General features: G+C 69.5%; 18 protein-coding genes. 12 read left to right on the forward strand and 6 right to left on the reverse strand.

Annotation, left to right across the window (positions count from 1 at the left end):
* The first annotated feature begins 169 nt into the window (after positions 1–169).
* The 3 genes from QFW96_RS03030 to QFW96_RS03040 all read left to right on the forward strand — a co-directional run bounded on the left by QFW96_RS03030 (position 170) and on the right by QFW96_RS03040 (position 5,707).
* Positions 170–1,621: a helix-turn-helix domain-containing protein gene (locus QFW96_RS03030; RefSeq protein ID WP_281453919.1), complete on the forward strand. Its 1,452-nt coding sequence runs from the start codon at positions 170–172 to the stop codon at positions 1,619–1,621.
* Positions 1,622–1,771: 150 nt separating this feature from the next.
* Positions 1,772–3,556 carry a rhamnogalacturonan lyase gene (locus tag QFW96_RS03035; protein WP_281453920.1) on the forward strand — a complete coding sequence of 595 codons (1,785 nt, stop codon included), beginning with the start codon at positions 1,772–1,774 and terminating at the stop codon, positions 3,554–3,556.
* 312 nt (positions 3,557–3,868) lie between these two features.
* Entirely contained in the window at positions 3,869–5,707 is a 1,839-nt protein-coding gene (locus QFW96_RS03040) for a hypothetical protein (protein WP_281453921.1), read from the forward strand.
* A gap of 225 nt (positions 5,708–5,932) precedes the next feature.
* Here the strand turns inward: QFW96_RS03040 and QFW96_RS03045 are convergent, their stop codons facing one another.
* Positions 5,933–6,937 (reverse strand): LacI family DNA-binding transcriptional regulator, encoded by a 1,005-nt coding sequence (locus tag QFW96_RS03045; protein WP_281453922.1) that lies wholly within the window; start codon positions 6,935–6,937, stop codon positions 5,933–5,935.
* A 266-nt stretch (positions 6,938–7,203) separates the two neighbouring features.
* Between QFW96_RS03045 and QFW96_RS03050 the strand changes: the two genes are divergently transcribed.
* Positions 7,204–8,181, forward strand: a complete 978-nt coding sequence (locus tag QFW96_RS03050) for a glycoside hydrolase family 64 protein (protein WP_281453923.1) — start codon at positions 7,204–7,206, stop codon at positions 8,179–8,181.
* 187 nt (positions 8,182–8,368) lie between these two features.
* Here QFW96_RS03050 and QFW96_RS03055 read toward each other — a convergent pair whose 3' ends face one another.
* From QFW96_RS03055 to QFW96_RS03065, 3 genes are read right to left on the reverse strand one after another with little or no spacing between them, the layout of a single operon-like run.
* Complete coding sequence (locus QFW96_RS03055) at positions 8,369–9,334, reverse strand: alpha/beta hydrolase (protein WP_281453924.1); 966 nt, start codon at positions 9,332–9,334, stop codon at positions 8,369–8,371.
* 14 nt (positions 9,335–9,348) lie between these two features.
* The gene (locus QFW96_RS03060) at positions 9,349–10,968 is read right to left on the reverse strand and encodes an MDR family MFS transporter (RefSeq protein ID WP_281453925.1); all 1,620 of its coding nucleotides are present in this window, start codon (positions 10,966–10,968) and stop codon (positions 9,349–9,351) included.
* A complete protein-coding gene (locus tag QFW96_RS03065) occupies positions 10,965–11,576 on the reverse strand; it encodes a TetR/AcrR family transcriptional regulator (protein WP_281453926.1) in 612 nt (203 codons plus the stop codon). The genes QFW96_RS03060 and QFW96_RS03065 overlap by 4 nt, the downstream gene beginning before the upstream one ends.
* A gap of 104 nt (positions 11,577–11,680) precedes the next feature.
* Between QFW96_RS03065 and QFW96_RS03070 the strand changes: the two genes are divergently transcribed.
* On the forward strand, positions 11,681–12,115 hold the full coding sequence (locus QFW96_RS03070) for a MarR family winged helix-turn-helix transcriptional regulator (RefSeq protein WP_281453927.1): 435 nt from the start codon (positions 11,681–11,683) through the stop codon (positions 12,113–12,115).
* 78 nt (positions 12,116–12,193) lie between these two features.
* Here QFW96_RS03070 and QFW96_RS03075 read toward each other — a convergent pair whose 3' ends face one another.
* Together QFW96_RS03075 and QFW96_RS03080 are read right to left on the reverse strand one after the other, a co-directional pair.
* The gene (locus QFW96_RS03075; RefSeq protein WP_281453928.1) at positions 12,194–13,372 is read right to left on the reverse strand and encodes a glycosyltransferase; all 1,179 of its coding nucleotides are present in this window, start codon (positions 13,370–13,372) and stop codon (positions 12,194–12,196) included.
* A 75-nt stretch (positions 13,373–13,447) separates the two neighbouring features.
* Positions 13,448–14,224, reverse strand: a complete 777-nt coding sequence (locus tag QFW96_RS03080) for an adenylate/guanylate cyclase domain-containing protein (RefSeq protein WP_281453929.1) — start codon at positions 14,222–14,224, stop codon at positions 13,448–13,450.
* Between the two features lie 166 nt (positions 14,225–14,390).
* Here QFW96_RS03080 and QFW96_RS03085 point away from each other — a divergent pair, with 166 nt between their 5' ends.
* From QFW96_RS03085 to QFW96_RS03115, 7 genes are all read left to right on the forward strand, one after another.
* A complete protein-coding gene (locus QFW96_RS03085; RefSeq protein ID WP_281453930.1) occupies positions 14,391–14,798 on the forward strand; it encodes a YbaB/EbfC family nucleoid-associated protein in 408 nt (135 codons plus the stop codon).
* 4 nt (positions 14,799–14,802) lie between these two features.
* Positions 14,803–16,455 (forward strand): WXG100 family type VII secretion target, encoded by a 1,653-nt coding sequence (locus QFW96_RS03090; protein WP_281453931.1) that lies wholly within the window; start codon positions 14,803–14,805, stop codon positions 16,453–16,455.
* A 14-nt stretch (positions 16,456–16,469) separates the two neighbouring features.
* On the forward strand, positions 16,470–17,177 hold the full coding sequence (locus QFW96_RS03095) for a hypothetical protein (RefSeq protein ID WP_281453932.1): 708 nt from the start codon (positions 16,470–16,472) through the stop codon (positions 17,175–17,177).
* The gene (locus QFW96_RS03100) at positions 17,170–17,847 is read left to right on the forward strand and encodes a hypothetical protein (RefSeq protein WP_281453933.1); all 678 of its coding nucleotides are present in this window, start codon (positions 17,170–17,172) and stop codon (positions 17,845–17,847) included. Before QFW96_RS03095 ends, QFW96_RS03100 begins: the two co-directional genes overlap by 8 nt.
* Positions 17,848–17,973: 126 nt before the next feature.
* Positions 17,974–18,258 (forward strand): ArsR/SmtB family transcription factor, encoded by a 285-nt coding sequence (locus QFW96_RS03105; RefSeq protein WP_281453934.1) that lies wholly within the window; start codon positions 17,974–17,976, stop codon positions 18,256–18,258.
* Complete coding sequence (locus tag QFW96_RS03110; protein WP_281454030.1) at positions 18,255–18,644, forward strand: VOC family protein; 390 nt, start codon at positions 18,255–18,257, stop codon at positions 18,642–18,644. The genes QFW96_RS03105 and QFW96_RS03110 overlap by 4 nt, the downstream gene beginning before the upstream one ends.
* A 138-nt stretch (positions 18,645–18,782) precedes the next feature.
* Complete coding sequence (locus QFW96_RS03115) at positions 18,783–21,230, forward strand: PEP/pyruvate-binding domain-containing protein (RefSeq protein ID WP_281453935.1); 2,448 nt, start codon at positions 18,783–18,785, stop codon at positions 21,228–21,230.
* The last annotated feature ends 37 nt before the right edge of the window (positions 21,231–21,267 follow it).

Below are 21,267 nucleotides of genomic sequence, written 5' to 3' on the forward strand. Positions count from 1 at the left end.
GGTTCGTCCGCCGCGATGGCGACGTGACCAGGCTAGATGCGTCGATCACGAGCGTTCCAGTTCCGCTTCGCACAGTCAGGCCCGGAAACCGGGTTCGGTGTGCTGCACCAGATCGCGGCACACCCCCTACGATCGTCACCCGAAAGTGTGATGACCTGGGGGTGACGCAGTGCCCGGCGACGAGCGGGAGAGCCTGGACCGGTTGCGCGGCCTGCAACGCGACGCCGAGACCGGCGGGCCGCTGCGGCTGCTCGGCCGCATCGCCGCCGAGATCGACGGCCACGCCGCGCTGTTCGACCGCAACGGCGCACCCCTCACCCCGCACCGGGGCCTGCCCGACGCCATCACCGGCACCGTCCGGCGGGTGCGCAGCGGCGGAACCCGATCGGCCGTCGAGCACGACGGGCAGCACCAGCTCGCCGCGTTCGCGCTGTCCACCGAACCCGACGCCCCGACGCTCGCGCTGGCCGGGCCGTCCCTGGACCGCTTCACCGCCGAGCCCGGACGCACCGACGCGCTGCGCCTGCTCGCGCTGTCCTGGCGCGCGCACCACGCCCAGGAGCGGTGGCGGCGGGCCGACGAGGCGGGTGACCAGGTCCGCGAGGCCGTGCTGCACCTGCTCATCGACGGCGGTCTGGCCACCGCGCACCGCACCGCCGGGGCGCTGGGCGAACCGCTGCCGGACCCGATGCGGGTGTGGGTGGTCGAGGTCGGCGCCCTGGAGCGCGGCGAGCGCGACGCCGTCGCCGAGGAGCTGCTGCGCATCACCGGCGACCGCGCCTGGATGATCAAGTGCCCGGTCTACAGCGGCCACCTCATCCCGGCCGTGCCCCCGATGAGCCACGAGGAGGAGCGGGCCTGCGCAGCCGAGCTGGTGGCGACCGCGACCGCGAGCACCGGCCGGATCAGCGTGGGCATCAGCAACGTCCTGCCGCTGCGCGACTACGCCGTCGCCTACCAGCAGGCCTTCCACGCGCTGGCGCACGCGCGCGGCAACGCCGAGCGCTTCGCGACCTTCGGCCGCGGCCACGACCTCGCCGCCGAGATCGCCGGTCCGGGGCAGCGCTGGGCGCGTCAGGTGCTGGCCGGGCTGGAGGAGTTCACCCCGCAGCGCCCGCAAGATCCCACCCGCGAGGAGCTGCAGGGCACGTTGACGTCCTGGCTGATGTTCCACCAGCAGGCCGCCCGGCACCTCAAGATCCACCGCAACACGCTGCAGGCGCGGCTGCACAAGATCGGCGCGCTGCTGGACCGCGACCTGCACCGGCTGCACGACCAGGCCTGCGTGGACCTGGCGCTGCGGCTGCGCAACTCGGGCGCCCCGGAGGGTTCCGGCGCGGACGACCTCGACGCGCTGCTGCGCAGCGACGCGGTGCGCCGCTGGGCCGCGCAGCTGCTGGCACCGCTGCGCGAATCGCCGCGACTGCGCGAGACGGTGCGCGCCTGGTTGCTCGCCGACACCCACCTGACCGAGTCCGCCGAGGCGCTGGGCCTGTCGACCACGGCGGTGCGCAAGCGGCTGGCACGCGCCGAGCAGCTGCTGGAGCGATCGCTGCTGCACTCCCCGTCGCTGAGCTACGACCTGCACTTCGCCTTCCGCGCCCTCAACCCGCTCGGTTGAACCGGAAACCAACCTTGCACTTCCGATCACCCTTTCCTATGCTTCCGAACTGCCTAGGAAAGCGTTTACCGCACTGCGTCGACGACGTGCACGACGGCTCATCCACCGGGGCGCGACGCCGCGCCCCCGAGACGATCGGCAGGGTCCTCAATGGATTCCAGGCAACGAAAGCTCCTGTCCCGACCGCTCTTCCCCCTCATCACCGCCGCGATGCTGCCGCTGACGTGGCCCGCACCGGCCCCCGCCGCTCCCCCGCCCGCCGACCGCGCCGCGGTCGCGATCGACCGGGACGGCGGAACCTTCGTCTCCTGGCGCCGGTTCGGCTCCGACCCGGCCGAAGCCGGCTTCGACGTCTACCGCGACGGCACCTTGGTGAGCACGCAGCGCGGCACCAGCTTCTTCGACGCCGGAGCACCGCCGCACGCCCGGTATTCAGTCGTGCCGGCAGGGGTTTCCGCGCGAGACGCCGCACCGGCCCGCACGTTCGCCGACCACCTCGACATCCCGCTGCAGATCCCCGAGGGCGGGACCACGCCCAGCGGCGAGACCTACACCTACAGCGCCAACGACGTCAGCGTCGGCGACCTCGACGCCGACGGCCAGTACGAGTACGTGGTCAAGTGGGACCCGTCGAACTCCAAGGACAACTCGCAGCCCGGCTACACGGGCAACGCCGTCGTCGACGCCTACGAGGCCGACGGCACGCGGCTGTGGCGGATCGACCTGGGGCGCAACATCCGGGCGGGCGCGCACTACACGCAGTTCCAGGTCTACGACTACGACGGCGACGGCCGCGACGAGGTCGCGATGAAGACCGCCGACGGCACCGTCGACGGCGCCGGGACCCCGATCGGAGACGCCGAGGCCGATCACCGCAACGCCGACGGGTTCGTGCTGGAGGGACCGGAGTTCCTGACCGTCTTCGACGGCGCGACCGGGGCGGCCCGGCACACCACCGATTTCATCCCGCCGCGCGGCGACCTGGCCGACTGGGGCGACGACACCGGCAACCGCGCCGACCGCTTCCTGGCCGCCACCGCGCAGATCGGCGGCAGATCCGCGCTGATCGAGGCCCGCGGCTACTACACCCGCACGGTGGTCACCGCCTGGGACTTCAGCGACGGGACGCTGCAGCCGCTGTGGACCTTCGACAGCGACGTCGCGGGCGAGCAGTACGCCGGGCAGGGCAACCACAACCTGTCGGTGGCCGACGTCGACGAGGACGGCAACGACGAGATCGTCTACGGCGCGATGGCGCTCGACGACACCGGGAAAGCGCTGTGGAACACCGGTTTCGGACACGGCGACGCGCTGCACGTCGGCGACTTCGCCCCGGACCGGCCGGGCCAGGAGGTCTTCAAGGTCGACGAGGACGAGACGCAGCCGGGCTCGTGGCTGGCCGACGCCGCGACCGGTGAGGTGCTGTGGCAGACCGCGCCCGCCGGGGACAACGGCCGCGGCGTGGCCGGCGACATCTGGGCCGACAACCCGGGCGCGGAGCACTGGTCGGCGGCCGAACCGGAGCTGCGCGACTCGGCGGGCAACGAGATCGGGCCGCGCCCGGAGTCGATGAACTTCCTGGTGTGGTGGGACGGCGACACCACCCGCGAACTCCTCGACGACACCCACGTCGACGAGTACTCGCCCGACGGCGAGCAACGCGTGCAGGACTTCGAGGGCGTCGCCTCAAACAACGGGACCAAGGCGACCCCGGCTCTGTCGGCGGACCTGATGGGCGACTGGCGCGAGGAGGTCGTCTACCGCACCACCGACAGCAGCGCGCTGCGGGTGTTCAGCACGACCGAACCGACGGACGTGTCGCTGCCCTCGCTGATGGAGGACCGCCAGTACCGGCAGGCGGTCGCCTGGCAGAACACCGCCTACAACCAGCCACCGCACCCGAGCTTCGACCTGGCTTCCCGGGCGGGGCGCTGAAAGTATTTCGTGACCCGATAATTGAACCGAGGTACGCTGAAAAACGTGCGCCCCGCCCCGGGCGCACGTTTTCCGCTCTTCCGGGCGGGAACGAGAAGGGGAAAAGAAAGCCGAATTCGTGAATGCGGAACGGCGACGACCCGTTTGACCTCCGCAGACTCCTCAGCTGGGAAAACGGGAATCGACTGGCGCACTGGCGGTTTCCCGCCGAATGCCTTCCGGTTTCGCTCTTGATCGGTCTAGGGTGCCGACCTGAGAGCGCTCTCACGCAGTGCGTTCGACGCATTGTCCTTTTCCGGAGGTGCTTGAAACATGACTCCCGTCTCACAACGGCGTGGGCGACGCCGGTTCCCGTTCTTCGCGGGAATGGCAGCCGTCGCCGCCGTCACCGCCGTCGCGCCGAGTGCGGCGGCGATGCCCGGTGCGCATCCCGCGCAGCCGGCAGCCCCGGCCCCGGCTCCCGGGCCGCAGGCCTGCGCCGGGACCGACACGCCGGACTTCGGTCCCAACGTGCGGATCTTCGACCCGTCGATGCCCGCCCAGGACATCCAGAAGCAGCTCGACGACGACTTCAACAACCTCAAGGACACGCTGGCCGACCAGATGTCCGAGGACCGGGTCGCACACCTGTTCAAGCCGGGCGAGTACACCGTCAACGACAACGTCGGGTACTACACCTCGGTGGCCGGTCTCGGGAAGAACCCCGGCGACGTCACCATCAACGGCAACATCACCGTCGACGCGTTCAACGAGTCCGACCAGGGCAACGCGACGCAGAACTTCTGGCGCTCGGCCGAGAACATGACGGTCAAGCCCAACGGCGCCAACCGCTGGGGCGTGTCCCAGGCCGCGCCGATGCGGCGGATGGACATCCAGGGCGACCTGGACCTGTACCCGGAGAGCTACGGCTGGGCCAGCGGCGGCTACCTGGCCGACACGAAGGTCTCGGGCACCACCGAGTCCTCGTCGCAGCAGCAGTGGTACACCCGCGACTCGCAGCTGGGCGCCTGGGACGGCGGCGTCTGGAACATGACGTTCTCCGGCGTGCAGGGCGCACCGCCCACCGCGTTCCCGGACCCGCCGCACACCACCCTGGAGTCGACGCCGGTGTCGGCCGACGTGCCGTACCTGTACGTCGACGGCGAGGGCAAGTACCAGGTGTTCCGCCCGGACGTGCGCACCGACGCCACCGGCCCGAGCTGGGCCGGCGGTGAGACGCCGGGCAAGTCGGTGCCGATGAGCCAGTTCTACGTGGCGAAGCCGACCGACACCGCGGCCGACATCAACGCCGCCGTGGCCTCGGGGTGCAACCTGTTCTTCACCCCGGGCGTGTACCACCTCGACGACACGATCAAGATCACCAACCCGGACACGATCGTGCTCGGCATCGGCTACCCGACGCTGATGCCCGAGACCGGCAAGACTGCGATGGAGGTCGCCGACGTCGACGGCGTCCGCATCAAGGGCGTGCTGTTCGACGCGGGCACCCAGAACTCGCCGAGCCTGCTGACCGTCGGCGAGGAGGGCGCTTCGGCGGACCACTCGCAGAACCCGACGATCATGCAGGACGTGTTCTTCCGGCTGGGCGGCACCGTCGCGGGCAAGGCCACCAACAGCCTGGTGGTCAACAGCAAGAACGCGGTCATGGACCACATCTGGGCCTGGCGCGCCGACCACGGCAACGAGGGCTCGTTCGGCTGGGACGTCAACCCGGGCGACACCGGCGTGCTGGTCAACGGTGACGACGTGACGGCCACCGGCCTGTTCGTCGAGCACTACAACAAGTACCAGGTCATCTGGAACGGCAACAACGGCAAGACGATCTTCTTCCAGAACGAGATGCCCTACGACGTCCCGGACCAGGCCGCGTACATGAACGACAAGGGCCAGGAGGGCTGGGCCGCCTACAAGGTCGGCGACCAGGTCACCGACCACGAGGCGTGGGGCCTGGGCAGCTACTGCTTCTTCAACGTCAACCCCGAGGTCAAGAACGACCACGCCTTCGAGGTCCCGGCCGCGCCGGGCGTGAAGTTCCACAGCATGGCGACCGTCTCGCTCAACGAGAAGGGCTCGATCACCCACATCATCAACGACAAGGGTGACGTGACCCCGCCGGAGACGACCCCGTCCAACCTGGCGAACTTCCCGTGATCTGAAGTACCCGAAGAACCGGGCGAGACCCCAGAGGTCTCGCCCGGTTCTCGCATTCCTCACCCCGACCCAACCCCGTCCCGAGGTGGTCGGTCCAGGAGCGGCGGTGCCGGCAGCCGGACAGTTTTAGCCATAATTGACCGGACAAAAAGGACATTGATCATGGGTGATTATGGCTAAAACTGTCCCCTGGTGACGCACCGCCCCACCGGTACGCCGCTCCGCTCAGGTGCTGTCGCGGAGGATGAGGTCGGTGGGGAGGGTTCGGGCGGGTTCGACGGCGTTGCCGCTGATGAGGTTGAGGAGTTGGGCCGCGAGGTGGCGACCCAGGGCGCCGATCGGCTGGCGGACGGTGGTCAGCGGTGGGTCGGTGCAGGCGGCGCGGGTGATGTCGTCGAACCCGGCCACGGCCACGTCCTCCGGGACCCGGAACCCCGCGTGCCGCAGCACCTGCATCGCGCCCTCGGCCATGAGGTCCGAGGCGGCGAACACCGCGTCGACCCCGGGGTGCTCGTCCAGCAGCCGCTCCATCGCCGCCTCGCCGGACTCGCGGGTGAAATCCCCTTGCGCCACAACGGGTTCCTGCGTCCCGGCGATCGCGTCGAAGTAGCCGTCGAGCCGGTCGATGCCGGCGATCATGTCCAGCGGCCCGGCGATGGTGGCGATCCGCCTGCGCCCGCGCGAAACCAGGTGCTCGACGGCCGCTCGCGCCCCGCCCCGGTTGTCCACGCCGACGCTCGGCACCTCGACCGAACCGAGGACCCGCTCGTTGCCGACCACCGGGATCCCCGACTTCGCCAGCGCCGCGGCCAGCGGGTCGGCGCCGTGCAGCGAGGCGAGCATGACGCCGTCGACGCGCCCGGCCACCGCCGAGCGCTGGATCCGGTCGCGGCTGGCGGTGGAACCGGCCAGCATCAGCACCAGCTGCTCGTCGGCGGTCTCCAGCTCCTGGCTGACGCCCTGGATCAGGCGCGGGAAGAACTGGTCGTCGGAGAACACGCGCGTCGAGGGCTCCGGCAGCACCAGCGCGATCAGCCCGGTCCGCTGCGTGACGAGGCTGCGCGCGGCCTGGTTGGGCACGTAGCCGATGTCGGCGATGGCGCGCTCGACGGCACGCCTGCTCGGCCCGGCGACGGGCTGGTCGTTGATCACCCGGGACACGGTGGCGCGCGAGACACCGGCGCGCACGGCGACGGTCTCCAGCGTCGGCCGACGATCACCTCTGGCCATGCCCACCCCCTCGCATTCGGAATCGACGGTGCACGCTACCCAATTCGGGCAGCCCGGTGCGGCAAAACCCTTCTTTCCCCGCATGTCCCGCTCGACGGAAGCCGAAAATGCCGCAGAACGCCCGAGAAGTGCGAACTTCCGACTCCGCTTGGCGAGAAGCGGACAGCGGCCATCCGGATCGTTGACTTCCGTTCCGGATCGAGAAAGCCTGCTCAGCGAGAGCGCTCTCACCGATCTTCATTCCTCCACAGTTCGGAGAGTGAACCATGACCAGTACCGCAACGACGCGGCGTTGGCGCCGCGGCGCTCTGGGGCTGCTGACCGCGGGCGCGCTCGCCTCGGCCACCGTCGCCACCTCGCTGCCCGCCCAGGCCGCACGACCCGCCGAACCGCACCCGGCCGCGGTCACCCCCGCGGGAAGCCCGCCGCCCGAGGAGTTCTGGGGCGACGTGGGCAGCATTCCCCCGGCGCAGAACGAGCTCATGGTCAAGGTCGTCAACCAGACCAACGGGCAGTACCCGGACGACCAGGTGTACTGGACGTTCAACGGCGAGACGCACTCGATCGCCGAGCAGCCCTACCTGGACATGCCCGCGAACTCGGCCGGTCGCATGGAGTTCCACCTCGGCGCCCCGGACAGCCCGCTGACCGACTTCATCGAGTTCACCGTGGGCGAGAACGTCTTCAACGGCAACACCACGCGGGTCGACGCGTTCGGCCTGAAGCTGGCGATGCGGCTGCACGCCGACGACGGTTTCGACGCGTCCTTCGGCGAGGACTACGAGACGTTCCAGGAGAGCCGCGAGCAGACGTTCCAGAAGTTCCGCGACGAGGTGCCGGAGGAGTTCGAGCACCTGGCCGACGACCCGAACAGGATCATCGCACCGGGCAGCTCGCCGGACTTCCAGGACGGCGGCGCGCAGGCGAACTACTTCACCGACTACGCCAACTCGGTGGGCGTGAACGAGACGACGAAGAACATCTTCGGCTGCGCAGGCGGCCTCGGCGGCGACGCCAACAAGTGCGCCGCGCTCAACCGCCACGTGGCCGACCTGCCGGAGGACCAGCAGCACGACCCGTCGAAGTTCTACCCGACCGGGCCGGCGAACTACTACGCGAAGTTCTGGCACGACCACAACATCGACGGCAAGGCCTACGGCTTCCCGTACGACGACGTGGCCGAGCAGGCCTCCTACGTCTCCCACGAAGGCCCGCAATGGCTGGTGGTCGCCGTCGGCTGGTGAGGTTCTCATGAAAACTGCACCACCCCACCAAAGGCGAACCCACACCAAAACCCGATGACCAGGGAAAATGATTTCCGGAGGGGGGCTCGGTTCCGTTTTCGGGGGTGGGGAAGTTTTCATGAGAACTTCGCCGTGAAAGCTCGGGGCGCGCCCGCACCCTCCCGCGCGGGTGCGCCCCGGACCTACCTCAGTCGGCGACGCGGGCCGGGACCAGCGCCGCCGACAGCTCCTCGCAGAGCTCGGCCAGCGCTTGCGGCGCGCTGCGGCAGATGTTCGGGAACGCCACGAACCCGTGCGGCATGCCGACGTAGGTGGTGCTGCGCACCGGAACCCCGGCGGCCCGCAGCGCGGCGGCGTAGCGCACGCCGTCGTCGCGGATCGGGTCGTGCTCGGCGACCTGGATCAGCGCCGGCGGCAGCCCCTCGTGGGTGGCGGCCTTCAGCGGTGAGGCCAGCGGGTTCGCCGGGTCCTCACCGCCGAGGTAGGCCTCGCGCATCCGCAGGATCTCGCGGGTGGTGATCACCGGCGCCTCGGCGTTGGTCCGCAGCGACTCGCTGCCCAGCGTGAGATCGGTTCCCGGGTAGATCAGCCCTTGGAAGGAGATCTGCGGCCCGGATCGGTCGCGGGCGAGCAGGCAGGTCACGGCGGCGAGGTTGCCGCCCGCGCTGTCGCCCATCACCGCGATCCGGTTCGGGTCGGCGCCGAGATCGGCGGCCCGGTCGACGAGGTCGAGCAGCGCGGCGTAGCAGTCCTCGACGGCGGCGGGGAACCGGTGGATCGGGGCGAGCCGGTAGTCCAGCGAGACCACGACCGCCCGCACCTCCTTGGCGACCCGGCCGCACAGCCAGTCGCCCATGTCGAGGTTGCCGCCGATCCAGCCGCCGCCGTGGATGTGCACGACCAGCGGCAGCGGCTCGCGCGCGTGCATCGGCCGGTAGACGCGGATCCCGATCCGGTCCTCGGCACCGGCCGCGGTGAGGTCGCTGGTGATGATGCCGGACGCCCGCGAACCCAGCAGGTAGTCGACGATCTTGTTGCGCGGCAACGACTTCGGCTGACGCGCGGTCAGCTGCTCATCGGTCATGCCGGTCACGCTGGGGCCGAGCCCCAGAAGCGCGCCGAGCAGCCGGACGCGGAGATCCATCTTGGCCATGCGAACTCCTTCGTTCAGTGACTCTTGGCGGCGGGAGTGCTGCCGGCGGCGCGTTGCTGCGCTTCGAGCTCTTCGGCCTCCTCACCGCCGATGGCCTCGCCGCGCGCGACCAGCCCCGCGACCTCCGAGAGCGGGATCTGCTTGAGCACCAGCGCGAGCAGGAACGCCACGGCCATGAACGGAACCAGATACCAGAACACCGGCGCCAGAGCATCGGCGTAGGCCGACACGATCGCGTCACGCACGGGTTCGGGCAGCTGCTCCAGCATGGTCGGCGACAGCGTCACCGCGGACTGCTGCGCCTGGTCGGCCGAGGCCCCGGCTCCGGCGAAGATCTCGGTGAGGTTCTCGGTGAGCCGGGTCGAGAAGATCGTGCCGAACACCGCGGTGCCCAGCGCCCCGCCGACCTCGCGGAAGTAGTTGTTGGTGCTGGTCGCGGTGCCGAGCATCGCCGGGTCGACGGAGTTCTGCACCACCAGCACGACGACCTGCATGATCAGGCCGAGGCCCGCGCCGAAGATGAACAGGAACACGCACAGCAGCCACACCGGCGTGTCGGCCGACAGCGTGGTCATGGCGAGCATGCCGCCACCGGTGACCAGCGTGCCCAGGATCGGGAAGATCTTGTACTTGCCGGTCTTGGTGATCATCGCGCCGGAGGTGATGGAGGTCAGCATGAGGCCGGCCATCATCGGCAGCATCGCCATGCCCGACACGGCGGCCGAGGTCCCGGTGGACATCTGCAGGAACGTCGGCAGGAAGCCCAGCGCGGCGAACATGCCCACGCCGAGCACGAGTCCGATGCTGGTGGCGTTGATGAAGATCGGGTTCCGGAACAGCGACAGCGGGATGATCGGGTCCGCCGCCCGGGACTCGACCAGCACGAACAGCGTCGCGGCGATGACCAGGCCCGCCGCCCACATCCAGGTCTCGGGCGCGCTCCAGCCGTGGGCGGTGTCGCCGCCGAAGTCGGTGAAGAAGATGAGGCTGGTGGTGGCCGCTGCGAGCAGCACCACCCCGAGGAGGTCCAGCGGCTTGGTGGCCTTCTTGCTGGGCAGGGTCAGCGCGAAGTAGGTGATGGCGAACGCGGCGATGCCGATCGGGATGTTGATGTAGAACGCCCAGTGCCAGGACATGTGGTCGACGAAGAACCCGCCGAGCAGCGGGCCGCCGACCGCGGCGAGGCCGAAGATGCCGCCGAGCGGTCCGAGGTACTTGCCGCGCTCGTTGGCGGGCACGATGTCGGCGATGATCGCCTGCGAGAGGATCATCAGGCCACCGCCGCCGAGCCCCTGGGCGGCGCGGAAGGTCACGAACGTCCAGAAGTCGGTGGCCACGGCGCAGCCGACGGAGGCGACCGTGAACAGCGCGATCGCGATGAGGAACAGCTTGCGCCGGCCCAGCACGTCGCCGAACTTGCCGTAGATCGGCATGACGATGGTGGTGGCCAGCAGGTAGGCGGTGGTGATCCACGCCTGGTGCTCGACGCCGCCGAGGTCGCCGACGATCGTGGGCATCGCGGTGGACACGATGGTCTGGTCGAGGCTGGCCAGCAGCATGCCCGCGATCAGCGCGCTGAAGATGATCCAGATCCTGCGCTTGGTGAGCAGTAACTTCGGTTCGGTCTCGGTCATCGGGTCCCTCCGGTGAGCGTGGCGGCGAAGACCTCGCGAGCGGCAACCAGGCGGCGTTGCATGATCGTGTGCAGCGGGTCGGTGTTGTCGGGTTCGAGGAACCGGCCCATGCAGGCGCCGGCGAGAGCGCTGACCAGCTGGACAGCGACCTGCGCCCGCAGGTCGTCCTCGGGAAGGCCCTCGCGGTTCCGGACCAGGTCGACGTCGGCCCGTTCGCGCGCGCGGACGCTCTCGAAGAGCCGCGAGAACAGGCGCGGTTCGCGGTCGGTCGCCGCGACCAGGTCGGCGACGTGCTCGGGAGTGAGGCCGACCTCGGTCCAGCGCTCCACGAGCAGTCCGGCGTAGTCGTCGAGCAGGTTCGGCGAGAGCCCGGGCGCGTCCGGGTCGCCTCCGGCGGTGAACCGCTCTTCGAGCTCGTGCTGGTCCCAGAGCGTGGTGAACCCCAGTACCGCGTCCTCCTTGGACGCGAAGTAGTTGAAGAAGGTGCGTCTGGAGATGCCCGCCTCGTCGCAGATCTCGTCCACGGTGAAACCGGACAGCCCGTCCTCGCTCGTGCGGCGACGAGCGGCGGCGGTGAGCCGGTGGGCCGTGTTGACCCGACGCTTCAACGCAGGAGTTGCACCATCAACCACAGAGTGCATTATTGCACTCTCGGCTACAGCGTGCAGATCTGGTGGTGTGAGGTAGAACTGTGCGCCGGGAGGTGAGGGCGGTGGACGCCATCGGCACAGGCCTGGGCAGCCTCGGGTACCGGCTCAACGTGGTCGCCCGGCAGGCCCGCGCGAACTTCGAGCAGCGGCTCGGCGAGGCGGGCGCGAGCTTCACGACCTGGACGATCCTGGAAGCCCTCACCGTTCACGGCCCGCTGATCCAGCGCGATCTGGCGGGATCGCTGCACGTCAGCGGCCAGACCCTGGCGCGCCAGGTGGACCGCCTGGCGGAGATGGGCTGGTTGGAGCGCTCCGAGGCGGAACGGGACCGCCGCGCAGTCCGCCTCCACCTCACCGACGAGGGCCGCGCCGCCCACCGCCGCCTCCAGCAGGCCTCCCGAGACGCCAACGAACAACTGGTCGCCGGCCTCTCCCCCACCGAGATCGACCACCTCAGCGCGCTCCTCACCCACCTCACCCGCAACCTCGACCCCTGACACCCATCCCCAGGTCGAAAACCCCGGTTTTCGCGCGATGAAAGTTGCGGTTCTCGACGGGTGGGGTGTTGGGGTTGGTCAGAGGGTTGATTCGAGGTCGGTGACGAGTTGGGAGAGCGGGGGCAGGGCGAGGGTGCGGCGCTGGACGCCCCGGGCGGCGGTGCGGAAGGAGCGGTCGTCCAGGACGCGGAGGAGGGCGTCGTGAAGGGCGGGGGCGGTGGCGTCTTCGACGTTGAGGGACAGGCCCGCGCCGAGTTCGGCGATCCGGGCGGCGTTGCGGGGCTGTTCGGCGAACATCGGGACGCCGACCATCGGGACCCCGGCGTAGAGGGATTCGCGGGTGCTGTTGAACCCGCAGTGGGTGAGGAACACGTCGCAGGCGGGCAGCAGGGTCTGCTGCTGGACGAACGAGGTCAGGTGCACGTTCTCCGTCCGCACCCCGGTCCAGTCCCGCGGGTCGCGATGGGCGCCGAGCGCGACCACGCCCGTGACCGGCAGCTTCCCGAGCGTCTCGATGATCGTCTCCAGCAGCTGCGGGCGTTCCCCGAGCATCATCGGCGCGTTGGAGCCGAGGCTGGCCAGCACCAGCGGCCGGTCCGGGAGCTCGGCGATCGCCGGGTCGAGCCGCTCCGGGTCGGCGGCGGGCACCCGGTACTGGCGCGCTGATCCCAGCCGGGCGCCTTCCGGGTAGAAGAGCTCGGGCACGACCCCGGCCCGGAAGGTGCGCATGGGCTGCCACGGGTCGTCGATCGGGTCGAGCCCGAAGTGCGCGCGACCCGCGTTGAGGTGCTCCAGGACGTCGCCGTAGGGCGCCATCGGGCTGATGTCGATCACGGCGCTGGGCACGCCCCACTTCTCGGCCGCGTAGTAGCCGCCGAACTCGGTGCCCTCGCGGACCACCAGGTCGGGACGCGCGACGTGCTCCAGCAGCTGCTCGCCGAAGCGGCGTCCCAGCACGTCGACGAAGTTGCCGCCGAAGATCTCCGAGGTGACGCCGACGGTCTCGACGCCGCGCCGGTCCTCGACCTCGCCGAGCCCCCGCGCCCCGTGCCGTTCGGGCTCCCGCGCCAGGTCGCCCATCGTGAGCAGCTCGGGCAGCACGACCGGGTCGAGCCCGAAGTTCTGTACGGTCTCGGCCATCGCCTCGCCGGTGGCGACGACGACCTCGTGCCCGGCGTCGCGCAGCTGGCGCCCGACGGGCAGCAGCAGGGGGACGAGGTGCGAGAAGGCGGGCATGGCGGTCAGGACGATGCGCAAGGTCAATCCCATTCGGCCGGGTACGCGAGCGAACTAGACAGCATGCTGTCTAGTTGCGACGGTACACCCGCCCGATCACCGCTCGTGACGCGGAACCACGGCGTACACGGCGAGGTCCTTCGGCGTCCCCTTCGCCCGAAAACGCCTGCTGCGCGCCACGTACCGGCCGCGGTCGGCGGCCTCCAGCACCTGCTCGGTGACCAGCACCTCGCCCCCACCGGCGGCGTCGGCGACGCGCGCGGCGATGTTGACGTCGACACCGATGTAGTCCTTGCCGACCTTGCGCGGCCACCCTCGGTGCAAGCCCACCCGCAGCGCGGGCCGGTACCCGTCGTGGTGCAGCGCGCTGACGGCCGACCCGAGCGCGGAGGCCGCCTCGATCGCCTTGTCGACGTCGGAGAAGGCCACCATCACGCCGTCGCCCAGCGACTTGACCACGACGCCGCCGTAGCCCTTGACCACGTCGTCGGTGACGTCGAAGAACTCCCGCAGCAGCCGCAGCACCTGGTCGTCCCCGGCCCGCAGCGCCCAGCTGGAGAAGCCCACGAGGTCGGTGAACATGATCGTCACGGCCCCGTCGGAAGCGCCCTTGTTCGTCAGCGCCTGCCAGGCCTGCACGGTCGCCAGCCCCAGTTCGCGCACGGCGCTGGGGCGGTCCCCGGCCACCTGCAGCATCAGCCGCGCCACCCGGTCCGAGGGCGTGCCGTCGCCGGAGAACGCGACCTCACCGGACCCGGGCAGCATCCGCCGGACACCGCGCAGCGCCCCGACCACGCGACGGCTCTGGTTCACCTGCCGAACCCGATCGCCGGTTCTCCCCCAGAACCCGGCAGGCCGCGACTCATCGATCATCCGGACACTCCTCGCAACCCGACCACGCCACCAGAATACCCAGAACCTACTCCTAAGTAGGTTGAGCTCGTGAGTCGATGATCACGTCGAATCGACCCACGGAGATCGTTTCCCTGACTAGCATTCGTGCCGCCAGTGGCTCGAACAAGAGGGGGAGTGTTCGTTCGTGGCTCAGCCATCGGAACGCGTCCAGGAGATGATGCGGAAGTTCGAGGAGCAGGCCGCCCAGGCGGGTCGGCTCCGCGAGAGGATGCAGGAGATCAAGGGCCGGGCCCGCAGCGCCGACGGCAGCGTCTCGGTCACCGTCGCCCCCTCCGGCGCGGTACTGGACCTGCAGCTCACGGCCGCCGCCACTCGCCAGCCGCACTCGTCGCTGCAGCAGAGCATCATGACGGCGATCCGCGAGGCCACCCAGGACGCCGCCCAGCAGATGGACGAGACGGTGACCCCGGTGCTGGGCGATCGCGCCGAGCAGTTCAAGAGCGCCTTCAACGCCCACTCCCCCGCACCACCACCCGCTCCGCGTCACGCGGACGACGATGACGACTTCTCCGACGGCTCGTTCCTGAGGTGACCCGATGACGATGAAAGTCGCCCCGGAAGCGCTGTCCGCGCACAGCCAGGGCTCCGAAGGCGTGTCCCAGCACCTCGACCAGCTGGCCCAGATGCTGGAGCAGGCGCGGGTGAGCGATGACTGCTTCGGCCCGATCGGCGAGTTCCTCGCCTTCACCTACTTCGACTCGCTGGAGGAGTGCCGCGACCTGGCCACGAAGGCCGGCGGGTTCATGCAGCACATCTCCGAAGCGGTCTCGGAGTGCGCGAAGGACTACTCCGAGACCGACCAGAAGCAGGCCCAGGACCTCGGCAAGATCGACATCGCCGGGCTCGGCGGGTCCGGTTCCGGCCCGGGAACGATGGACGGGGTCAACAACGCCGGTGGACCGCGTCGCGGTTTCATGGACCAGACCGCCGCCTACGGGATGAGCAGCGCATCGGCCGCCCAGGACCTCGCGAAGGCCGACAACCCGCCGGACATCGCCATCGCCACGGTCAACGCCCGCATGGAACAGCTCCAGCTGGTCACCAGCCCCGGCCAGTCCTTCGTGGACAACGGTCTCGGTTTCCTGGTCTCGCTGGTCATCAGCCCGCTGGTCGAGTTCGTGCTGGAACCGGCCATCGGTGACCCGGAGCAGATGCGCGCCACGGCCAAGGGCTGGGAGCAGGTCGCGACGTGGGTCGAGAAGCTCGGCGAGCAGGAGCAGCAGCGCGCCGACGCCACCCGCCCGGCCTGGGAGGGGCAGGCGGGCGAGGCGTTCCGCAAGCAGATGACCGAGTTCACCGGCGGCACCAAGGCCTTCGCCTCCGACATCCTCGACCTGAAGCAAACCCTGGAGATCGCCGCAGACCTCTTCGACGCCTTCGTCGAGATGGTCATCGACATCATCCAGGAACTCGTCATCGGCCTCATCATCGAATGGATCGCAGCGCTCGCGGCGTCCTGGATCACGGCCGGAGCCTCAGCAGCCGCCGCCTCGGGCCTCACCGCAACCCAGGTCGCCATCACCGGCACCCGCCTCGGCACCAAGGTCGCCGAACTCCTCCACAAGCTGAAGCCCCTGGTGACGCAACTGGAGAAGCTCCTCGTCACCCTCCGCCGCGGCCCGCTCCGCCAAGTCGTCGAGAAGATGAACGACCTGCGTGGGGGCAACGTCGCGGAGCGCTGGGTCTCCCGACAGATCGACAGCAATCCTCTGCTCAAGACCGTCACGCGCGGGGACACGAAGTCTGTCGCCCGCGCCGAAGAAGCAGTGGGGAAAGCCGAGGACGCCGTGAACCGCGGCGAACCCGGAGCGCAGCAGAAATTGCTCGCGGCTCAGCAGAAGCTCGAACGAGCCCAAGCGGAAGACATGACTTCCACGACTGGAAACCGCTTCGCCCGGCAAGAAGCCCGGGAACCCGACGCTCCCGACGTGCGGACCAGTTGGCAAGGAAACCTCGTCGAAAGCGCAACCGGCGAGCAAGCTCTGGCCACGAACGCGGTCCAGGCAGGCCTGGGTACGCTCGGCCTCGGAGGCCAAACCCGCGTGACGGACGCCATGTTCAACGAAGGTTCGCAGGCCGCGACCGAGTTCGGTGTCGAGCAGGGCGTCAAAATGGCCTACGACAAGGCCGAAGACCCGTCGAGTTCCGAAGAGCGTCAAACAGCCGAGCACCGCGGCTTCGAGGTATAGGAGACGAGGATTCAGTGACTGTTTCCGAATCGCTCGGGGCTGCGCTGGTCGCGAGGCAGTGGTGCACGCCTGAAGTACCGATCTTGTGGGCATGCTGGCAAGAAGGCACGGGCTACCGCGTTCCTGGGTACGACAGCTTCGGTCACGAACTGCCCAAGAAGAAGCGCGGGAGCATTGCCGGCGCAGTGGGCGGTTTTCTCGCGGACGCCGCGTTGACCGCCGTTTTCGGCGATGGCGACGATCACTCCGGCACGGGAGGCGGCACGGGTTTCAAGGCGGACCTGCGCGTCGTCGGCCCCAGCATGGACTGCACATCCGTCCGCCTGTACCACCAGGATTTCCCGCACACGCACAACCCGGTCAAGCAGCTGTGGGTCCTGACCCCGGGGCGCCTCACGGTACTGATCCCCCTCAGCGAAGACAGCGATCCGAAACCGAAGCCGGAGAGTTCTGGCGGATGGCGCGATCTTCTGCACAAACAGGAGGAGTACGGACTGAACCAGCCGGGCGAGCCCGTCCCCGCGTGGCGAATCACTCCCTGGTTCGAACTGCCGCTCAACGAGATCACCCATTGCCAGGTCGTCGGGCCCAAGCGAAAGCCGCATCACCACTGCGGCCTGGAGTTCTCCGACAGATCCGGATTCGTTCTCGACGCACGTACGCCGCGAAGCGCCGAGATCATGGCAACGACCATCAACCAGCAGCGAGGCATCCGTGGTTGAGCTCCCCAGTCGACAGGAACTGGACCGCAGGAAAGCGGAGAAACCGCTAACCGAACAATGGGTCAACGAGGGCGAAACGCTGCGCTGGATCGAACTGCCCGTCCAGGCGCACGCCGCCTCCGTGATCGGCCAGAAGGCAACAGTCCCGCACGAACCGCTCTCCGCGGAGCAGAAGTCGCTGGTCGAGAAACCGAACTGGCCGTTGCCGAGCAAGCAGATAGAGGAGGGCGCCTTCCGCGACGACGAGTGGGCGGACGAGCTGTCTGTCCACTGGTGGGCCTTCGCCGACCAAGCGGAACGCGACGCTGTCCGGTGCGCCGATCACATCGCCAACGTCCCGGGAGAAGCCCTCTTGGCCATCACTGACCAGCGCGCTGCGGTCGTGGTCAGGAGCAACCAAGTGACCGACGTGGACGAAGCAGGGTCGAGTCTGTTCAGCCGAGCCCGATCCGTTGCGCAGAAGGCGGTGGAAAGCCTGCCGTCACCGAGCCGTCCGCTCTCCTACTTCGAGGTCCCGGCGGACCGGATCGCCGCGATCCAGGGGATCGTCCTCGGTCGCAGCCTCCCCCGCGACAACTGGATCCGGATCGACTTCACCGACCGCTCCACCTTCTATGCCCGCTCCACGAACATCGACCAGGACCCGGCGGAGGTCTTCCCCGCTCGTTGAGGACGCGATTTCAATGGAAGTCAGGTCCCCGATTTCAATGGAAGTCGGGGACCTGACTTCCATTGAAATCTTGAACGCCCTGGTCACGAGTTGACGGGCAATCATTGACTTGCCTATCGTCAGGGTGTGGACGATGCCGTGTTCAAGGCTCTGGCTGACGCCACGCGGCGGGCGATCCTGGACGAGCTGACCGAGCAGGACGGTCAGACGCTGTTCGAGGTGTGCGCGCGGTTGGCGACGAAGCACGGGTTGGCCTCGTCGCGGCAGGCCGTCTCGCAGCACCTGGACGTCCTGGAGTCCGCGGGCCTGGTCCGGACGCGCCGGGAGGGCCGGTACAAGTTCCTGCACATCGACACCGCACCGCTCGAACCGATCGTCGAGCGGTGGCTGACGGAAAGGCCTGGACGATGAGGATCAACCTGCACAGCATCATGGTCGACGACCAGGAGAAGGCCCTGCGCTTCTACACCGAGGCCCTCGGCTTCCAGATCAAGCACAACATCCCGATGGGCGAGTTCGCCTGGATCACGCTCGTCTCGCCCGAGGACCCGAACGGCACCGAGCTGGTCCTCGAACCCGACCAGCACCCGGCGGCCAAGCCGTTCAAGGAGGCCCTGGTCGCCGACGGCATCCCGTTCACCTCGTTCGCCGTGGAGGACGTCCACGCCGAGCACGACCGCCTCACCGCCCAGGGAGTCCGCTTCACCCAGGCCCCCACCGACATGGGCCCGGTCACCACGGCGGTCCTCGACGACACCTGCGGCAACCTCATCCAGATCGCCCACGAGAAGTCCTGACGAGAACATTTTTGACGGGTTCTTGACGGCCGGGCGGCCAAGTGGAGGCTTAGCATTCGGGCATCGGCTGCGGTCGTGGTGTGCCGGGAAGTCTGGTCGGCGGTGTGAGAACGTGCCGTGAGGACTGGAGTGATGGCGATGACCGGCGACGACGCCGTGGTGCTGGATCTCGCGCAGGTGGGCGCGAGCCGGATCGAACTCGTGGGCGGCAAGGCCGCCGGGCTCGGGGAGCTGATCGAGGCCGGGTTCCGGGTGCCCGAGGGGTTCTGCCTGACGACCCGGGCGCACGCCTCCGGCGAGGTGCCCGAGCAGCAGGTCCTCGACGCCTACCGGCGGCTCGGGGGCGGACGGGTGGCGGTGCGCTCCAGCGCGACCGCCGAGGACCTGCCGGAGGCGAGCTTCGCCGGGCAGCAGGACACGTTCCTCAACGTCAGCGGCGAGCAGGAGCTGCTGTCCGCGATCCGCCGCTGCTGGGACTCGCTGAACTCGGAGCGGGCGATCGCCTACCGGGAGGCCAACGGGTTCACCGCCGAGGCGCGGATGGCCGTGGTGGTGCAGCGGATGGTCGACGCGAAGGTCGCCGGGGTGCTGTTCACCGCGAACCCGCTGACCGGGACGCGCTCGGAGATGGTCGTCGACGCCGCGCCCGGGCTCGGCGACGTGGTCGTCGACGGGTCGGTCATCGCCGACCACTACGTGCTGGGCGGAAGCCCCACCCCCGACGAGGACCGGCCGCGCACCGACGGGTGCCTGGACCGCGAGCAGCTCGACGCGCTGCGCGACGCCGGATCGCGGGTGCAGGAGAGCTTCGGGTCTCCGCAGGACGTCGAGTGGGCCATCGACCGGGACGGCGAGCTGTGGCTGCTGCAGTCGCGGGCCGTGACCACGCTCTTCCCGCTCCCGCCGCGCACCGAGGACCTGCGGGTCTACTTCGAGATGGGCCACATGCAGGGCATGACCCGCCCGTGGACCCCGGCCGGCATGTCGGCGATGACGCACGGCGCGAAGCTCTGGATGGAGTCGGCGGGACTGGCCGGTGGCGCGTTCGGCGACGCGATGGGCATCGTCCCGGTCGGCGACCGGCTGTTCATGGATTTCTCGGACCTGTTGCGCAACAAGCGGTTCCGATCCCGGCTGCCGCAGATGATGGAGGTCTACGGGCCGCGCAACGTCGCGATCGTGCAGCGGCTGCTCGACGATCCGCGCTTCGCGCCGACCCGGTCCGGGCTGCCGTTCCCGGCAGGCCCGCTGCTGCGGAAGAGCCTCACCGTCGTGCCGAAGGCGAAGTTCGAGATCATGCGCACGCTCGCCTTCCCCGACGCCGCCCGCGCGCGGGCCTTCCGGGCCACCGAGCAGCTGCGCCACCAGGCGCAGGCACCCGAGTTCCACAACTCCGAGCAGCGGCTGCGCTTCGCCGAGGAGGTGCAGCGGGACTTCATGACCGCCTCCGACGTGATCTGGCCGCTGTTCATCGGCATCCTCGTCGGCCAGCTGCCGAAGTCGCTGCTCAAGGGCGTCGCGAGCAGCGCGGAGCTGGACGCGGTGCTGGGCGGTCTGCCGCACAACGTCACCACGGAGATGGACCTGGCGCTGTGGCGGCTCACCAGCGAGCTCGGCGAGGAGGAGCGGACGCTGCTGAGCAGCACTCCCCCGGCCGAGCTGGCCGCCCGCTACCGGGCCGGAACGCTGCCGGACATCGGACTGGCGGACTTCCTGGACCGCTACGGTCACCGGGCTCCGGCGGAGGTCGACGTGGGGCGGCCGCGCTGGGCGGAGGACCCGACGCAGATCTTCGACACCATCGCCGCCTACCTGAAGATCACCGACCCCGAGCAGGCCCCCGACCGCCGGTTCGAGCGGGCGGCGGCGCGGGCGGAGGCCACGATCGACGAGCTCTACGAACGGGCTCGCCGCCGTCGCCCGATCCGGGCGCGGCTGGCCCGGTTCTGCATGCGCCGCGCCCGCAAGCTCACGGGCTTGCGCGAGCTGGGCAAGTTCGCGTGGCTGTACTCGCTGCAGACCGTGCGCGAGCAGCTGCTGCTCATCGGCGACGACCTGACCCGGCAGGGGCGGCTGGAGCAGGCCGGGGACGTGATGTTCCTGGAGTTGGACGAGATCCGAGCCGCGGTGCGCGGAACCGACCAGCGCGGCCTGGCGGGTGAGCGGAAGGCGTTCTACGACAGGGAGGTTCGGCGTCGCTCGGTGCCGATCGCGCTGCTCTCCGACGGCACGGACCTGGAGGCCGCGGCACCGGCCGAACCCGCCGCGGACGGGGCCATGACCGGGCTCGGCGCGTCCCCGGGCAAGGCCACCGGGCCGGCGCGGGTGGTGCACGACCCGGCGAACGCGCGGATCGAACCCGGCGAGATCCTCGTGGCGACCACCACCGATCCGGGCTGGACACCGCTGTTCATGACCGCGGCGGGCCTGGTCACCGAGACCGGGTCGCCGATGGCGCACGGCCCGACGGTGGCCCGCGAGTACGGCATCCCGGCGGTGATCTGCGTCCGCGACGCCACCACCGCGATCACCACGGGCCAGGTCATCACGGTCGACGCCGCCGCGGGAACCGTCACACCGGAGTGAGCTTGCCCCACCGGATCCGGCGGCTCAGCCTGGTGAG

The sequence above is a fragment of the Saccharopolyspora ipomoeae genome (genome assembly GCF_029952525.1).
GTDB lineage: Bacteria > Actinomycetota > Actinomycetes > Mycobacteriales > Pseudonocardiaceae > Saccharopolyspora > Saccharopolyspora ipomoeae.

What these genes read in the sequence shown, in the direction of transcription:
- QFW96_RS03035 (WP_281453920.1), top strand. Translation starts at nt 1,772, where the DNA reads ATGGATTCCAGGCAACGAAAGCTCCTGTCCCGACCGCTCTTCCCCCTC.
- QFW96_RS03040 (WP_281453921.1), top strand. Translation starts at nt 3,869, where the DNA reads ATGACTCCCGTCTCACAACGGCGTGGGCGACGCCGGTTCCCGTTCTTC.
- QFW96_RS03045 (WP_281453922.1), bottom strand. Translation starts at nt 6,937, where the DNA reads ATGGCCAGAGGTGATCGTCGGCCGACGCTGGAGACCGTCGCCGTGCGC.
- QFW96_RS03050 (WP_281453923.1), top strand. Translation starts at nt 7,204, where the DNA reads ATGACCAGTACCGCAACGACGCGGCGTTGGCGCCGCGGCGCTCTGGGG.
- QFW96_RS03055 (WP_281453924.1), bottom strand. Translation starts at nt 9,334, where the DNA reads ATGGCCAAGATGGATCTCCGCGTCCGGCTGCTCGGCGCGCTTCTGGGG.
- QFW96_RS03060 (WP_281453925.1), bottom strand. Translation starts at nt 10,968, where the DNA reads ATGACCGAGACCGAACCGAAGTTACTGCTCACCAAGCGCAGGATCTGG.
- QFW96_RS03080 (WP_281453929.1), bottom strand. Translation starts at nt 14,224, where the DNA reads ATGATCGATGAGTCGCGGCCTGCCGGGTTCTGGGGGAGAACCGGCGAT.
- QFW96_RS03090 (WP_281453931.1), top strand. Translation starts at nt 14,803, where the DNA reads ATGACGATGAAAGTCGCCCCGGAAGCGCTGTCCGCGCACAGCCAGGGC.
- QFW96_RS03110 (WP_281454030.1), top strand. Translation starts at nt 18,255, where the DNA reads ATGAGGATCAACCTGCACAGCATCATGGTCGACGACCAGGAGAAGGCC.
- QFW96_RS03115 (WP_281453935.1), top strand. Translation starts at nt 18,783, where the DNA reads ATGACCGGCGACGACGCCGTGGTGCTGGATCTCGCGCAGGTGGGCGCG.